Below are 15,275 nucleotides of genomic sequence, written 5' to 3' on the forward strand. Positions count from 1 at the left end.
GACATCGGTCTGCGACCGATGTCGAGTGGGCCACGCACTCAACTCGGGTGTTCCCGAGTTGAGCCGGTCAAAGACGGGTTCCGGCTTCCGCCGGAGCCCGGCGCCGCGCGGGTGGTTGGCGTTGCTTTCGCTCAGGCGCCGCGCGGGCTTCAGGGGAACCATCGGGACGCGGGCCGGCTCAGGCCGGCAGCCGCTCCCCGATCTTGGCCAGCTCGCGGGCGATGTAGCGCCGGCCCTGATCCACCAGCATGTCGGCGAAGGCCTTCACCTTCAGCGGCACCAGCTGGCGGGCGGGGTAGAGCACCGCCAGCGTCGCCGGCTGGGGCGGGTTCTTCTCCAGCAGCGGCACGAGGCGGCCGTCCGCGAGGGCGTCCGCCACCTCGAACCGCGGCTTCACCACGATGCCGCGACCCTCGACGGCCCACACGGTGAGCACGTCGCCGTCGTCGGCCTCCAGATGGCCGGTGACGGGAACGGCGAGGTCCCGGCCTTCGTCGGTGAGCATCCAGCGCAATTCCCGAAGGCTCGCGAACCGCAGGAGGAGGCATTGATGGGTGAGCAGATCCTGCGGCCGCTGCGGTACGCCGGCCCGTTCCAGATAGCTGGGTGCGGCGCACACAATGCGCTCGACCTGCGCCACCTTGCGCATGATCATGCTGGAATCCTCGAAGGTGGCGAGGCGCAGCGCCACGTCGATGGATTCGGCGATGAGGTCGAGGGTATGTTCCGACAGGCGCAGGCGCACGTCGATCTCGGGATGGGTCTCCTGGTAGCGCGCCGCCACCTGCGCCACCAGCCGGCGGCCGAGATGGAGCGGGGCGGTGACGCGCAGCGCGCCGCGGGGCAGGGCGCCGAGTTCCGAGACGTTGCTCTCCGCCGCCTCGATGAGGCGCAGGGCCTCGGTGATCGCCTCGTAGTAGACGCGCCCCTGCTCGGTCAGGCTCATGCGGCGGGTGGTGCGGTTGAACAGCCGGCAGCCGAGGTGCTTCTCCAGCATCTGGATGCGGTGGCTGACCACGTTGGCCGACAAATGCAGCCGACGCCCGGCCTCCGAGAAGCTCTCGCTCTCCACCGAGGCGACGAAGGCCTTCATGTTCTCCAGCACGCTTCGTCACCCCTCACCCGACGCCACAAGAACGATACCCACGCCGCGGGCCGGGGCCAATGGTCCCCGTCCGTGGGCGTGACAGGGGCCAATGCGCCCGCATCTTCCAGCCACGGGATCTGAAACGGCAATGGAACCCATCCTCCACGAGTATGGCAGCCTGCTGCTGCGCTGGACGCACATCATCGCCGGCATGGCGTGGATCGGCGCGTCCTTCTACTTCATGCACCTTGATGCCAGCCTGAAGGCGACGCCCGACATCCCCGCCGGCAAGGGCGGGGAGGCGTGGGAAGTGCATGGCGGCGGCTTCTACCAGGTGAAGAAGTATCTGGTGGCGCCCGATTTTCTCCCCGAGGAACTGGGCTGGCACAAGTGGCAGTCCTATGCCACCTGGATCACCGGATTCTTCCTGCTTATCTGGGTCTATTACTACCAGTCCTCGATCTTCCTGATCGATCCGGCGGTGATGAATTTGAAGCCCGTCACCGCCGTCGCCATCGGCCTCGGCGGGCTTGCGGCGGGGTGGATCGCCTACGACCAGCTCTGCCGTTCGAAGCTCGGCGACAAGCCGCTGGTGGTGGGCATCATCGTGTTCGCTGGCGTGGTGCTGGCGGCGTTCCTGTACCAGCAGGTGTTCTCGCCCCGCGCGGCCTTCATCCATACCGGCGCGCTGATGGCCACCATCATGAGCGGCAACGTCTTCTTCGTCATCATCCCCAACCAGTACAAGGTGGTGGCGGCGCTGAAGGCGGGCGAGGTGCCGAACCCCTATTACGGCAAGACCGCCAAGCTCCGCTCCGGGCACAACAACTACTTCACTTTGCCCGTCGTCTTCCTGATGATCTCCAACCATTACCCACTGACCTATTCCACGCCCTACGCCTTCGTCATCGTGGCGCTGGCGCTCGTGGCGGGAACGGTGATCCGCTATTTCTACAACGAGCGGCATGCCGGGCGCGGCGACAAGGCGTGGTGCTGGCTGGTGGCGGCCGTGTGCCTGATCCTCGCGATATTCATCTCGGCCACCACTACGCCCGCCGGCCGCATGGCGCTGGGCCTGCCGCCGCTGGTCTCCCCGGCCTTCGCCAAGAGCGGGCCTGCGGTGGGCGTGCCGGTGGATGTGCAGAACATCGTCATGGGCCGCTGCGCCATGTGCCACGCCGCCGAGCCGGTCTATGAGGGCTTCGCCATCGCGCCGCGCGGCATCCTCCTCGACACGGAGGAGGCCATCTACAAGAACCGCAAGCTCATCCTCGTGCAGGCCGGCCTGAGCCACGCCATGCCGCCCAACAACATCACCGAATTGTCCGATGAGGACCGCGCGATGCTGAAGGAATGGGCGTCCGGGAAATAGACCGCATCCTCCTAGAACCCTAAAACGAGAGAACCGGCGGGCTGCGGCCCGCCCCAAGAACAAGGAAGACGTCATGTCCACCGCCGACGCCGACACCCTCCGCAGCCTGATCGCCGAGCGCATCGAAGCGCAGCGCCAGTTTCTGGCGGAGCTGGTGAAGGTGCCTTCCGACAATCCCCCCGGCGATTGCGCCCCCCATGCGGCGCGCGCCGCCGAACTGCTGGAAGCCCTTGGCTACACGGTGGAGCGCCACGCCGTGCCGGCCGACCGGGTGAAGGCGGCGGGCATGGTCACGGCCACCAACCTCATCATCCGCCACCGGTTCGGTGCAGAGGCAGACGCGGGCCCCGTGGTGGCGCTGAACGCCCATGGTGACGTGGTGCCCCCCGGCGAGGGCTGGACCAAGGACCCCTATGGCGCCGAGGTGGTGGACGGGCGCATGTATGGCCGCGGCGTCGCCGTCTCCAAGTCCGATTTCGCCACCTATGCCTTCGCCCTCGACGCCCTGAAGCGCTCCGGCCTGCCGCTCAAGGGCACGGTGGAACTGCACTTCACCTATGACGAGGAGATCGGCGGCGAGGTGGGGCCGGGCTGGATTCTGGAAACCGGCCTCACCAAGCCCGACTATGCCGTCTCGGCCGGCTTCTCCTATGGGGTCGTGGTGGCGCACAACGGCTGCCTGCACCTCGAAGTCGAGGTGATCGGCAAGTCGGCCCATGCCGCGCTGCCCTTCACCGGCATCGACGCGCTGGAGGGCGCGACCCATATCCTGACCGCGCTCTATGCCTATCGCGACACGCTGCAGGCGAAGGTCTCCGACGTGCCCGGCATCGGCTCGCCGCAGCTCACGGTGGGTCTCATCTCCGGCGGCATCAACACCAATGTGGTGCCCGATCGCGTCACCTTCCGCCTCGACCGCCGCATCGTGCCCGGCGAGAACCCGGAACAGGTGGAGGCCGAGGTGCGTGGCGTCATCGCCAAGGCGCTGGAGGGCTCGAAGGCGAAGGCCGAGGTTCGGCGCATCCTGATCGCCCGCCCGCTGGTGCCGGACGACAGGGCCATGCACCTCGCCGGCGTCATCTGCCGCAATGCCTCGGCCGTGACCGGCGAGGAGGTGAAGACCACCGGCGTGCCGCTCTATACGGATGCGCGCCTCTATGCCGAGGCCGGCGTGCCCGTGGTGCTCTACGGCGCCGGCCCGCACACCATCGAGGAGGCCAACGGCCACCGGGCGGACGAGAATTTGCTGCTCTCCGACCTCGACAAGGCGACGCTGGTGATCGCGCTCACGGTTGCCGATCTGCTGGCCTGAGCCCTTTTGGCGTCGGTCTTTGATCGAGGCCAATCGGTTTTCGCAAGATCACGCTCAAGCGCCGCGCGGGCTTCAGCCCTGCTCGGCGAGAAGCTGCGCCACCGCCGCGCGCAGCTCCGGGAAGCCCTGCCCGGTGTTGCTGGAGGTGGGAAAGATCTTCGGATAGGCCGCCGGCCGCCGGCGGATCTTGTCTTCCACGCCGGCGATCACCGAGGGCAAAGCGCTCGGCTTCACCTGATCCACCTTGGTGAGGATGATGGCGTAGGAGACGGCCGCCTTGTCGAGGAGGTCGAGAATCTCCTCGTCCACCGGCTTGATGCCGTGGCGGGAATCGATGAGCACGAAGACGCGTGCGAGGTTCACCCGGCCGCGCAGGTAATCCTTGATGGTGCGCGTCCAGGCGTCGACCTTCTCCTTCGGCGCCTTGGCGAAGCCGTAGCCGGGCATGTCCACGAGGCACAGCTCCGGCCCCACCCGGAAGAAGATCAATTCCTGCGTGCGCCCCGGCGTCACCGAGGTGCGCGCCAGCGCCTTGCGGCCGGTCAGCGCATTGACGAGGGAGGACTTGCCCACGTTGGAGCGGCCGGCCAGCGCGATCTCCATGCCCTGCATGGGCGGCAGCACCTCGACGGTGGGTGCCGCGGAGACGAACTGCCAGTCGCCGGCGAACAGCAGGCGGCCGGGCTCGAGATAGGGATCGGCGTCGGCGGGGGAAGGGGTCTCGGTCATGACGCCTTATCCTAGAGCCAGACGGCGGGCGCAAGGCGGGAGCGCCCGTGGCGCGGCGCGCGCCTCCGGTTACCGCCGGCCCTGGCCGAGGAAGGTCTCTGCAAACCAGCGGTCCAGCGTCATGGGTGGCTCCTGCTGGGGCGGGGGCGCCGGCATCTGGCCGACCACGGCCGACGGACGGTCGTCTGGCATGTCGGCCGGCGGCAGGTAGGTGGCGCCCGGCTGGCCGTAGCCGTTGCCGCCGAAGCCGTAGGACCTCAGCCCGCCCGGAAGCTCCGCCACCGGCACGCCCTGGTGCGCCGCCTTCATCACGCGGCTCCAGATCTCCACCGGCAGGTTGGCGCCGGAGGCCTTCTTGGTGGGCGAGGAATCGTCATTGCCGAGCCACACCGCCGTCACGTACTTGGCGGTGTAGCCGACGAACCAGGCGTCGCGGTAATCCTGCGAGGTGCCGGTCTTGCCCGCCGCCTCCCAGCCCGGCAGGTCGGCGCGGCGCGCGGTGCCGGTGGCCAGCGTCTGGGTCATCATGTGGTTCATCATCGCCACATATTCGGAGGCGACCACGCGGCCCATGCCGGTGACGTTGCGCTCGTAGAGCGGCTTGCCGTCCGGCCCGATCACGCTGTCGATGACATGGGGCATCACGCCGAGGCCGCCGTTGGCGAAGGGCGTGTAGGCGCCCGCCAGCTCCAGCACCGACACTTCGGAGGTGCCCAGCGCGATGGAGGGGTTGGGGTCGAGGTTCGAGGAGATGCCCATGCGGTGGGCCGTCTGCACCACGGCCTTGGGGCCGAACTCCAGCACAAGGCGCACCGACACCGTGTTCAGGGAGAGGGCGAGCGCGGTGGTGAGCGTCACCGGGCCGCGATAATCGCGGGTCGAGTTCTCCGGCCGCCAGCCCTTGAGCTGGATGGGCGCGTCCTCGCGCACGCTCTCCGGCGTCAGGCCGTGTTCGACGGCGGTGAGATAGATGAACGGTTTGAAGGCCGAGCCCGGCTGCCGCCGGGCGGTGACGGCGCGGTTGTACTGGCTGTCCGCATAGGAGCGACCGCCGATGAGCGCCTTCACCCCGCCATCGGGGTCGAGCACCACGATGGCACCCTGGCCGACGCCGTACTTGGTGCCGGATTTCGCCAGCGTGTCCTCCAGCGCCGCCTCGCCCGCCTTCTGGAGCGCGGGATCGATGGTGGTGCGCACGGTGACGTCGCCGGGCAGCTCGCCGTCGCCGAGCACGGAATCCAGCTGGTCCATCACCCAGTCGGCCACGTAGCCGGAGGAATCGGGCATGCCGCTGCGCGCGAGCTGCGCCGGGCGCGCCTGGGCGGTGCTCGCCATGTCCGCGGAGATCATCTTCTGGTCGCGCATGGCGGCCAGAACCAGATTGGCGCGGGTCTGCGCGCCCTTCAGGTTCCGGGTCGGGGCGAGGCGCGAGGGCGAGTTGACGAGCCCGGCCAGCATGGCGGCCTCGGCCAGCGTCACCTGCCGGGCGGACTTGCCGAAATAGCGCTGCGCCGCTGCCTCCACGCCATAGGCGCCGGCGCCGAAATAGACGCGGTTGAGATAGAGGTCGAGCAGCTGGTCCTTGCTGAACTTGTGCTCCAGCCACAGGGCCAGCACCAGCTCCTGCATCTTGCGCGAGGCCGTGCGCTCCTGGGTCAGGAACAGGTTCTTGGCGAGCTGCTGGGTCAGCGTCGAGCCGCCCTGCCTGAGCCGCCGGGAGGTGAGGTTGGTGACGAGGGCGCGGGCGAGGCCTTCGGGATCGAGGCCGAAATGGCTGTAGAAGCGCTGGTCCTCGATGGCGACGAAAGCCTTGGGCAGATAAGGCGGCAGCTCGCCGATGGGCACGGCCACGCCGCCCATGTCGCCGCGTGTGGCGATGGTCTTACCGTCCGCCCCCTGCACGGTGACGGTGGGCGGACGCTTGGGGATCATCAGCGTCTGCATGGGCGGCAGCTTCGACGCCTCGTAGGCGATGACGCCGGCGAGGGCGAGCAGCGCCCACATGCCCAGGATGAAGCCCCATTTCACCAGCCGGAACACGAGACGCCCCCCACCGCCACGGCGGGGCCGGCGGGGCGGCGGCTCGGCGCGGCCGCGGCGCGGGGCGGGATCGGGACGCATGTCGGGTTCCGCCTTGGCCTTGGGCCGCGCGGCCGGCTTGCGGGCGGGGCGGGGTGGTTCCGGGGGCGGTGCGGCGGAGCGGTCGCGCGGGTCGAGACGGATGTCGAACAGGGATTCGGGCCGCTCCATGAGCGGCTCGCGCCTCATGCCGTCCCCCCGTCCCTGTGCGGTCATTCCAATTCCCGTCGCATAGCCGGCCTGCTCTCGGGCCGCGCGGCTCCTTCCACCACCAAAATGGGGCGAAGATCAGCCGCTGGGGCAGATGGTGCCCGCCTCACCTCAAGGAAGCGTTACGCCGCAAGCGTTTTCGCGGGTGGTCTTCAGGCTGATGCCTTACGGGCACTTGCTCCAGTAGCCCACCGTCTTCGCCGGCGTCGTGTAGAACCAGCAGGTGTTCGGCGCCGGCGCCGGACCCACAAGCGGCGTGGCGAGGCCGCCCGGCAGCACGCCGAGCGGCGCGCCGGAGCCGGGCTGGGCGCCGATGGGCGTGTTGCTGCGGAACGGCGCGGGCTGGATGATGGGCGTGGGGTCTGCCGGCACCACCGGCTTCGGCGCCGGCAGCTTCGGCCTGGGCGTCACGACCGTCGGCGCGCGCGGGACGGTCGGGGCCGGCCGCACCACGGGACGTGGTGCCGGCCGCTGGATCGGGGGAATGACCGCCGCTCCGCCCACGATGGGCGTGCCCACACCCGTCGCGGCCAGGGCGCTGGCCGGCGCGAGCGCGATCCCCAGTGCCATCGCGCCATACATCACCTTTCGGAATGTCTGGGTGGCCCGAGCGCGAAGCTGTCCGTACGGCATGTGTTCCATCACAGAAATATAGGTTCCGCTGCGGCCGATTCGAGAGCGACCAATGAACGCCGCTCGCGGCCGGGCGCTGATTGCGGTAAAGATGAAGGCTCCTGCCCTTCGTGCCTCCAGATCGCCGAGCAATGCCCACCGTCCGTTCCTCCAAGGTCAACCGCGTCATCGGCGAACCCTTCGAAGGCCAGGCCCTCAAGGCCGAGATCCGGGAAATCGCTTCCGCCCACAAGGGCCGCGACCTCGATTTGCGCAACGCCGTCGTCGCACGCCTCAAGAAGGGCATGCAGGACGGCCGTGCCGCCGCCGAGCGCCTCCTGCTGGAAGACGGCTGCGGCCGCTGCTGCGCCATGCGCCTCTCCGCGCTGCAGGATGCGGTCATCTCCAGCGCCTATGAGGTGGCCACCACCTTCCTCTATCCGGTGGACAATCCCTCCCGCTCCGAGCGCATGGCGGTGGTGGCGGTGGGCGGATACGGCCGCGGCATGATGGCGCCGGGCTCCGACACCGACATCCTGTTCGTGCTGCCCTACAAGCAGACGGCCTGGGGCGAGAGCGTCGCCGAGGCCATGCTCTACATTCTCTGGGATCTCGGGCTGAAGGTGGGCCATGCCACCCGCTCGGTGGAGGAATGCCTGCGGCAGGCCCGGGCCGACTTCACCATCCGCACCTCCATTCTCGAAGCCCGCTTCCTCGTCGGCGACAAGGCGCTGTTCGAGGATCTGGAGAAGCGCTTCGACAAGGAAGTGGTGGAGGGCACCGGCGCCGAGTTCGTCGCCGCCAAGATGGCCGAGCGCGAGGATCGCCTGCGCCGCTCCGGCCAGTCGCGCTACCTCGTCGAGCCCAACGTCAAGGAGAGCAAGGGCGGCCTTCGCGACCTGCACACCCTCTTCTGGATCTCCAAATACGTCTACCGGGTGCAGACCGCGAGCCAGCTCGTCGCCAAGGGCGTGTTCACCCGCGAGGAGGCGAACCTCTTCAAGAAGTGCGAGGACTTCCTGTGGTCCGTGCGCTGCCACCTGCACTTCCTCACCGGCCGCGCCGAGGACCGCCTCTCCTTCGACCTGCAGCGGGAGATGGCGCTGCGCCTCGGCTATACGGAGCATCCCGGCCAGAAGGACGTGGAACGCTTCATGAAGCACTATTTCCTCGTGGCGAAGGATGTGGGCGATCTCACCGCCATCCTCTCCGCCGCGCTGGAGGAGCGCCACGAGAAGCCGGTGCCGGGCCTCAAGGGCATGGTGGAGCGCTTCCGCGCCGGCTCCCGCCGCATCACGCTGAAGGACACGACGGACTTCATCCTCGACCATGACCGCCTGAATGTGGCGGACCCGGAGGCGTTCAACCGCGACCCGGTGAACCTCATCCGCATCTTCCACGTGGCCGACAAGCGCAACCTGGCGCTGCATCCCGACGCCAGCCAGCTCGCCGCCCGCTCCCTCGGCCTCATCGATGCGAGCGTGCGCGAGAATCCGGAGGCGAACCGGCTGTTCCTGGAGATCGTCACCTCCAAGGACGCGCCCGAGACGGTGCTGCGGCGGATGAACGAGGTGGGCGTGCTGGGGCGGTTCCTGCCGGAGTTCGGCAAGATCGTCGCCATGATGCAGTTCAACATGTACCACCACTACACGGTGGACGAGCACCTCCTGCGCTGCATCGGCATCCTCTCGGAGATCGAGCGCAAGGTGAACCCGGAGAACGGGCTCGCCAACGAGCTGATGGGCACGGTGAAGAACCGCAACCTGCTCTATGTCGCCCTGCTGCTGCACGACATCGCCAAGGGTCGCCCGGAGGACCATTCGGTGGCCGGCGCCCGCATCGCCCGCAAGCTCTGCCCGCGCTTCGGCCTGTCGCCGGTGGAGACCGAGACGGTGGCGTGGCTGGTGGAGCAGCACCTCGTCATGTCCACGGTCGCCCAGTCCCGCGACCTGTCCGACCGCAAGACCATCGAGAATTTCGCCTCCGTGGTGCAGAACCTGGAGCGGATGAAGCTGCTGACCATCCTCACCACGGCCGACATCAAGGCGGTGGGGCCGGGCACCTGGAATGGCTGGAAGGCGCAGCTTCTGCGCACGCTCTATTACGAGACCGAGCCGGTGCTCACCGGCGGCTTCTCGGAAGTGGACCGGGGCAAGCGCGTCACCGCTGCCCAGTCGCAGTTCCGCTCGGCCCTCTCCGACTGGGACGACGAGAAGGTCGCCGCCTATGTGGCGCGCCATTATCCGCCCTACTGGCTGCGCGTGGACCTCGAGACCAAGCTGCGCCACGCCCGCTTCGTGGACGAGGCGGAGACGGCCGGCCGCTCCATCGCCACCCATGCGTCGCTGGAGCCCGGCCGCGGCATCACCACGCTCACCGTGCTGGCGCCGGACCATCCCAAGCTCCTGTCCATCATCGCCGGGGCCTGCGCCGCGGCGGGCGCCAACATCGTGGATGCGCAGATATCCACCACCACCGACGGGCTGGCGCTGGACACCATCGCCATCCGCCGCGCCTTCGACCATGACGAGGACGAACTCAGACGCGCCAACCGCATCCGGGAAGCGGTGGAGCAGGCGCTCACCGGCGAGGTGCGCCTGCCGGAGGTGATGGCCAAGAAGCTGCCCAAGGGCCGGCGGACCTTTACCGTCGAGCCCGAGGTGACGGTGAACAATTCCTGGTCGAACCGCCACACGGTGGTGGAGGTGTCCGGCCTCGACCGGCCGGGCCTGCTGTTCGCCCTCACCAACACTTTGTCGCGGCTCAACCTCAACATCGCCTCGGCCCATGTCGCCACCTTCGGCGAGCGGGCGGTGGACGTGTTCTACGTCACCGACCTGATGGGTGCGAAGATCACCGGCGCCGCCCGCCAGTCCACCATCCGCCGCGCCCTTGTCTCGGTGTTCGAGGGCCCGGTGGAGGACGAGGAGCCGACCCGCCGGGTGGCGCGGGGGTGACGGGGCGCCGCGGAGCGGGCGGGAAGGCCGTTTTTTCGCCGCGCTCGCGTGGCTCAGATGCCAATCGTTTGCACCTTGTTTGCACTTGGCGACGGTGCGGCATACGTTCTGCCGCGCCTCCTTCCGATCCCACGGCCGAAAGCCGACGACCGAGATGACCGACGACCTCCTCCTCGATGCTTCCGACGCCGCCCGTGCCGATCGCGCGGCGACGCGCGTCGTGGTGGCCATGTCGGGCGGGGTGGATTCGTCCGTGGTGGCGGCCCTTTTGGCCCGCGCCGGCTATGACGTGGTGGGCGTCACCCTCCAGCTCTACGACCATGGCGAGGCGGCGCACCGGCCCGGCTCATGCTGCGCGGGGCAGGACATCTATGACGCCAGTGAAGTGGCGCGCACGCTGGGCATCCCCCATTACGTGCTCGATTATGAAAGCCGCTTCCGCGAGGAGGTGATCGACCGCTTCGCCGCGAGCTATGCGGCCGGCGTCACGCCCATTCCCTGCGTGGACTGCAACCGCACCGTCAAGTTCCGCGACCTGCTCGCCACCGCCGAGGAGCTGGGCGCGCGCTATCTCGCGACCGGGCATTATGTGGCGAGCCGCGCGCTGCCCGGTGGTGGGCGCGGCCTGTTCCGCGCGGCTGAGGAGGCGCGGGACCAGTCCTATTTCCTCTATGCCACCACGGCCGCCCAGCTCGACAAGCTGCGCTTCCCCCTCGGCGAGATGCAGAAGGCGGACGTGCGGGCGCTCGCGGCCGAGTTCGGCCTGCCGGTGGCGGAGAAGCCCGACAGCCAGGACATCTGCTTTGTGCCCGGCGGCGATTATGCCGAGGTGGTGCAGCGCCTGCGGCCCGAAGCGGGCGAAGCGGGTGACATCGTGCATCTGGATGGCCGGGTGCTGGGCCGCCACAAGGGCGTGCTCCATTACACCATCGGCCAGCGCAAGGGCCTCGGCATCGCCACGCCCGAGCCGCTCTATGTGATCTCCATCGATGCCTCCCGGCGCGAGGTGCGGGTCGGCCCACGCGAGGCGCTGGCGGTGCGGGCCATCTCCATGGCCGACGTGAACTGGCTGGGGGACATCCCCTTCGCCGCGGCGCTGGATGCCGAGGCTGAAGTCCATGTGAAGGTGCGATCCACCCGTCCCCCGGTACCGGCGCGCCTCGGCCGCACGGCGGATGGCACCCCGGCCGTGCATCTCGCGCTCGGCGAGGAAGGCGTTGCGCCGGGGCAGGCCTGCGTGCTCTACGATGCCCCCGGCGCCGGTGCCCGCCTTCTGGGCGGCGGCACCATCGTGAAGGCGGAGCGGGTGGCGAAGGCGGTCGCAGAGGTCGCCTGAGGACGGGTTGCCCTCGGGGCTTGGGGCGGGAGAGACGGCACAATGGCGGTTCAGTACGATCTCGAAGGCCAGAAGAAGGCCTATGCCAAGTGGGCGCCCATCTACGACAAGGTCTATGTGAAGCTGCTGGCGGACGCCCAGCGCAAGACCTCCGCCGCCGCCGCCGCCTGTGGTCCCGACATTCTGGAAGTGGGCGTCGGCACCGGGCTGGTGCTGCCTTACTATCCCGCCGGCTGCCGCGTCACCGGCATCGACCTGTCCTTCCACATGCTGCAGAAGGCGGTGGAGAAGAAGGTGGAGCGGGGCCTGAAGCAGGTGGGCCTGCTCTGCGCCATGGACGCCTGCAAGCTCGGCTTCGCCGACCACAGCTTCGACGCCGTCACCGTGCCTTTCGTCATCACGCTGGTGCCCGACCCCGAGGGCGCGCTGGACGAGATGTACCGCGTGCTGCGGCCGGGCGGCGAGATCGTCATCGCCTCCAAGCTGGGTGCCGATGAAGGCGCGACCATGCATGTGGAGGCGGCCCTTGCCCCGCTGGTGAAGAAGATCGGCTGGAGCATCGCCTTCAAGGCCAGCCGCCTGCGCAACTGGGCGGCCAAGTATCCCGACATGGAAGTGGTGAGCATCGCCCCCGTCTTCCCCGTGGGCTTCTTCAAGATGGTGCGCATCAAGAAGAAGGCGGCCTGAGCCTTTTGGCCGCAAGTTCTGCCCACAAGCCTTCTGTTCACAGGGCGCGCGGGGATTCTTGACACCCGCGTGGCCCCGCCTCTATATGCGCGTCTCCTGACGCAACTTGCGTCGGATGTGTTGTGGCAGCGTAGCTCAGTCGGTGAGAGCGCCGGATTCATAACCCGGAGGTCGGTGGTTCAAATCCACCCGCTGCTACCATCCACCCCCTGCCTCCAAATTCTCTTCACGGCGCGACTTCATCGAGAAATGCGCGCACCGCCGCGCGTGTCTGCGTGGCCCGCCCCACCAGCAGATGGCCGCCGGTGTCGTAGGCAATGAGCCGCGCGCCGGGGATGCGCGCCGCCGCCACCTCCGCCGCCGGCAACGTGTTGAAGAGATCATCCCGCGCCGAGACGATGAGGGTGGGCGCGGTGATGCGCTCCAGCGGCAGCACCGGGTGCGGGCAGGCGCTGTCGAGCCGGATGCCGGCCGCGCGCTCGGACACCGGCGCGATGGCGGCGGCGATCTTCAGCACCCGCGCCCGCTCGCTCTCCCCCGCCTCCTTCAGGAGCGCAGGCCGCACGCCCACGAAGCGGATCACCATCGAGGGGCCGAGGGCGCCGATGAGCCACCAGAAGAAATCGCCCCCGGCCTTCACGATGGCGAAGGCGAGGCGGCTTCCCCCGGTGGGGTCTGTCGCCACCGGGCTGTGCGGGGCGTCGAGCGCGGGCACCAGCAGCACCAATGCGCGGACCTTCTCGGGATGGCGCACGGCCAGTGCCGCCGCTGACCGCGCGCCGGCCGACAGGCCCATCACGATCACCTTGTCGAGGCCGAGATGGTCGAGCAAGTCGGCATGGGCATCCGCCTGCGCGGCGATGCCGCCGTCCGGCGCATCCACCGCTGCGGCGGGCGTGCCGGTGCGGAGATAGCCGAAGCGCGAGGGCGAGATGAGGCGGAAGCCGCCGCCCATCAGTTCGTCGGCGAAGAACAGGCCATGGTCGAACCCGCCGCCCGCGCCATGGATGGAGAGCAGAACCGGCCCCGCGCCCCGGTCGGCATACTCCACGGCGCCGCTCGGAAGCGCGGCCATCTCGCTGCCGGCGGCGACGCGCGCGAGCGCCTGCCGGTGGAACACTCTGAACCTTCGGGCGACCACCACGGCCAGCGCCAGCACGGCCGCGCCGGCGATAAGCGCAAAGATCAGGTCCATGAAGTCCCCCGCGGCTCCGGCCCGGCGACCGCCGGCCCGGTTGGCCGCGCGCGGACGCTTCCGCTATAGGTAGCCCGGCGCAGCCGCAGGGTCACGGCGCGCGAGGAGGGGCCATGACATTCACGCAAGCCGTTCGCAGCTGCCTCAGCCAATATGCCGGCTTTCAGGGACGGGCGCCCCGCAGCGAATTCTGGTGGTTCTGGGTATTCACCCTGCTGACGGAGATCGCGGCCTTCGTCATCGGCACCATGCTGCTCGCCGGGTCCATCACCGCGACGCAGGTCAGCGGTGGCCAGATCGATGCGTGGTATTTCTTTGCCGGGCCCAACTGGCTTTCGACCGTCGTCCACCTCGGCCTGATCCTGCCCTCGCTGGCGGTGGCCGTGCGGCGGCTGCACGATATCGGCCGCACCGGCTGGTGGTTCCTGATCCTGTTCATCCCGTTCGGCTTCTTCGTGCTCCTGTTCTGGTGGGTGCAGCCCTCCCAGCGCGAGCCCAATGTCTACGGGCCGCCGCTGCTGCCGGCGCGGTAAGCCTCGCGCCCAATCAAAAAGGCCCGCGCGCATCCTGCGGCGGGCCTTTTTCATGTCCGTGCGTCGATCGCTCGGGCTCAGGTCTCGTCCGCTCGCGTGCGGATCCACTCGATGATGCCGGAGAAATCCTTGCCCTCGTTCCCCTCCGCCGCGAAGGCGGTGTAGAGGGCGGTCGCCGCGGCGCCCAGCGCGGTGGCGGCGCCGGCCGTCTCGGCGGCTTCCTGCGAGAGCTTCAGGTCCTTCAGCATCAGCGCGGCGGCAAAGCCCGGCACATAGTTGCGATTGGCGGGGCTGGTCGGCACCGGGCCGGGCACGGGGCAATAGGTGTTGATGGACCAGCACTGACCGGAAGATGTGGAGGCCACGTCGAACAGCGCCTGATGGGAGAGGCCCAGCTTCTCGGCCAGCACGAAGGCTTCCGAGGCCGCGATCATCGAGATGCCGAGGATCATGTTGTTGCAGATCTTCGCCGCCTGGCCCGCGCCGGCGCCGCCGCAATGGACGATCTTCTTGCCCATCAGTTCCAGGATGGGCTTCGCCGCCGCGAACGCCTCGTCCGTGCCGCCCACCATGAAGGTCAGCGTGCCCGCTTCCGCCCCGCCGACACCGCCGGAGACCGGCGCATCTACGCTCGCGTGACCCGCCGCCTTGGCCGCCTCGTGGAAGGCGCGGGCGGAGGCGACATCGATGGTGGAAGAGTCGATGAAGAGCGTGCCGGGCTTCGCCGCCGCGAACAGGCCGTCCGCGCCGGTGGTGGCGCCCACCACATGCTTGCCGGAGGGCAGCATGGTGACGACCGCGTCGGCGGACGCCACCGCCGCTTTGGCGCTGTCGGCGATGGCGACGCCCTTGGCCTTCGCCGCCTCCAGCGCGGCCGGCACGAGGTCGAAGCCGGTGACAGTGTGGCCGGCCTTCACGAGGTTGGCGGCCATGGGCCCGCCCATGTTGCCGAGGCCGATGAATGCGATGGTGGCCATGATGGTTTCCTCCCGAATTGGGTGCCGCCGGTGCAGCTATCGATGGTTTTCGCCGCCGTCATGGCCGGGCTTGTCCCGGCCATCCACGTCGTGCCGCCTGCACGACCGCAGACGGGGCGCCCGGCCTCTCCACGTGGATGCCCGGGACAAGCCCGGGCATGACCGCAGACGCCGCGCGTAAGACGCGCC

General features: G+C 68.9%; 12 protein-coding genes and 1 tRNA gene. 7 read left to right on the plus strand and 6 right to left on the minus strand.

Translation table 11 applies throughout. The annotated features are described in order from the left end of the window. Positions 1-178: 178 nt before the first annotated feature. Entirely contained in the window at positions 179-1,105 is a 927-nt protein-coding gene (locus A37E_RS0112105) for a LysR family transcriptional regulator (protein ID WP_024277214.1), read from the minus strand. A 130-nt stretch (positions 1,106-1,235) separates the two neighbouring features. On the opposite strand from A37E_RS0112105, the gene A37E_RS0112110 reads away from it, so the two are divergent. Together A37E_RS0112110 and A37E_RS0112115 are read left to right on the plus strand one after the other, a co-directional pair. After that, positions 1,236-2,459, plus strand: a complete 1,224-nt coding sequence (locus A37E_RS0112110; RefSeq protein ID WP_029556828.1) for a urate hydroxylase PuuD — start codon at positions 1,236-1,238, stop codon at positions 2,457-2,459. Positions 2,460-2,532: 73 nt separating this feature from the next. Continuing rightward, positions 2,533-3,771 (plus strand): ArgE/DapE family deacylase, encoded by a 1,239-nt coding sequence (locus tag A37E_RS0112115; RefSeq protein WP_029556829.1) that lies wholly within the window; start codon positions 2,533-2,535, stop codon positions 3,769-3,771. Positions 3,772-3,843: 72 nt separating this feature from the next. On the opposite strand, the gene yihA is transcribed toward A37E_RS0112115, so the two are convergent. The 3 genes from yihA to A37E_RS25320 all read right to left on the minus strand — a co-directional run bounded on the left by yihA (position 3,844) and on the right by A37E_RS25320 (position 7,359). Beyond that, the gene (yihA, locus tag A37E_RS0112120) at positions 3,844-4,500 is read right to left on the minus strand and encodes a ribosome biogenesis GTP-binding protein YihA/YsxC (RefSeq protein ID WP_029556830.1); all 657 of its coding nucleotides are present in this window, start codon (positions 4,498-4,500) and stop codon (positions 3,844-3,846) included. Positions 4,501-4,569: 69 nt separating this feature from the next. Beyond that, on the minus strand, positions 4,570-6,768 hold the full coding sequence (locus A37E_RS0112125; RefSeq protein ID WP_245279321.1) for a penicillin-binding protein 1A: 2,199 nt from the start codon (positions 6,766-6,768) through the stop codon (positions 4,570-4,572). 186 nt (positions 6,769-6,954) lie between these two features. Next, positions 6,955-7,359, minus strand: a complete 405-nt coding sequence (locus tag A37E_RS25320) for a hypothetical protein (protein ID WP_156026300.1) — start codon at positions 7,357-7,359, stop codon at positions 6,955-6,957. Between the two features lie 194 nt (positions 7,360-7,553). Here A37E_RS25320 and A37E_RS0112135 point away from each other — a divergent pair, with 194 nt between their 5' ends. The 4 genes from A37E_RS0112135 (at position 7,554) to A37E_RS0112150 (ending at position 12,582) form a co-directional block, all read left to right on the plus strand. Further along, positions 7,554-10,358, plus strand: coding sequence for a [protein-PII] uridylyltransferase (locus tag A37E_RS0112135; RefSeq protein WP_051678972.1), 2,805 nt, complete (start codon positions 7,554-7,556; stop codon positions 10,356-10,358). A 154-nt stretch (positions 10,359-10,512) separates the two neighbouring features. After that, on the plus strand, positions 10,513-11,694 hold the full coding sequence (mnmA, locus tag A37E_RS0112140) for a tRNA 2-thiouridine(34) synthase MnmA (RefSeq protein WP_038192966.1): 1,182 nt from the start codon (positions 10,513-10,515) through the stop codon (positions 11,692-11,694). Positions 11,695-11,736: 42 nt separating this feature from the next. Beyond that, positions 11,737-12,381 carry a class I SAM-dependent methyltransferase gene (locus A37E_RS0112145; RefSeq protein WP_029556835.1) on the plus strand — a complete coding sequence of 215 codons (645 nt, stop codon included), beginning with the start codon at positions 11,737-11,739 and terminating at the stop codon, positions 12,379-12,381. Between the two features lie 124 nt (positions 12,382-12,505). After that, positions 12,506-12,582: transfer RNA gene (locus A37E_RS0112150), tRNA-Met, on the plus strand. A gap of 25 nt (positions 12,583-12,607) precedes the next feature. Here the strand turns inward: A37E_RS0112150 and A37E_RS0112155 are convergent. Continuing rightward, on the minus strand, positions 12,608-13,576 hold the full coding sequence (locus A37E_RS0112155) for an alpha/beta fold hydrolase (protein WP_051678973.1): 969 nt from the start codon (positions 13,574-13,576) through the stop codon (positions 12,608-12,610). Positions 13,577-13,689: 113 nt separating this feature from the next. Between A37E_RS0112155 and A37E_RS0112160 the strand changes: the two genes are divergently transcribed. Next, positions 13,690-14,109 (plus strand): DUF805 domain-containing protein, encoded by a 420-nt coding sequence (locus tag A37E_RS0112160; RefSeq protein WP_029556837.1) that lies wholly within the window; start codon positions 13,690-13,692, stop codon positions 14,107-14,109. Between the two features lie 77 nt (positions 14,110-14,186). Here A37E_RS0112160 and mmsB read toward each other — a convergent pair whose 3' ends face one another. Beyond that, positions 14,187-15,086 carry a 3-hydroxyisobutyrate dehydrogenase gene (mmsB, locus tag A37E_RS0112165; RefSeq protein WP_029556838.1) on the minus strand — a complete coding sequence of 300 codons (900 nt, stop codon included), beginning with the start codon at positions 15,084-15,086 and terminating at the stop codon, positions 14,187-14,189. Positions 15,087-15,275 lie beyond the last annotated feature (189 nt).

Origin of the sequence: Xanthobacter sp. 91, assembly GCF_000702385.1 — a bacterium.
GTDB lineage: Bacteria > Pseudomonadota > Alphaproteobacteria > Rhizobiales > Xanthobacteraceae > Xanthobacter > Xanthobacter aminoxidans.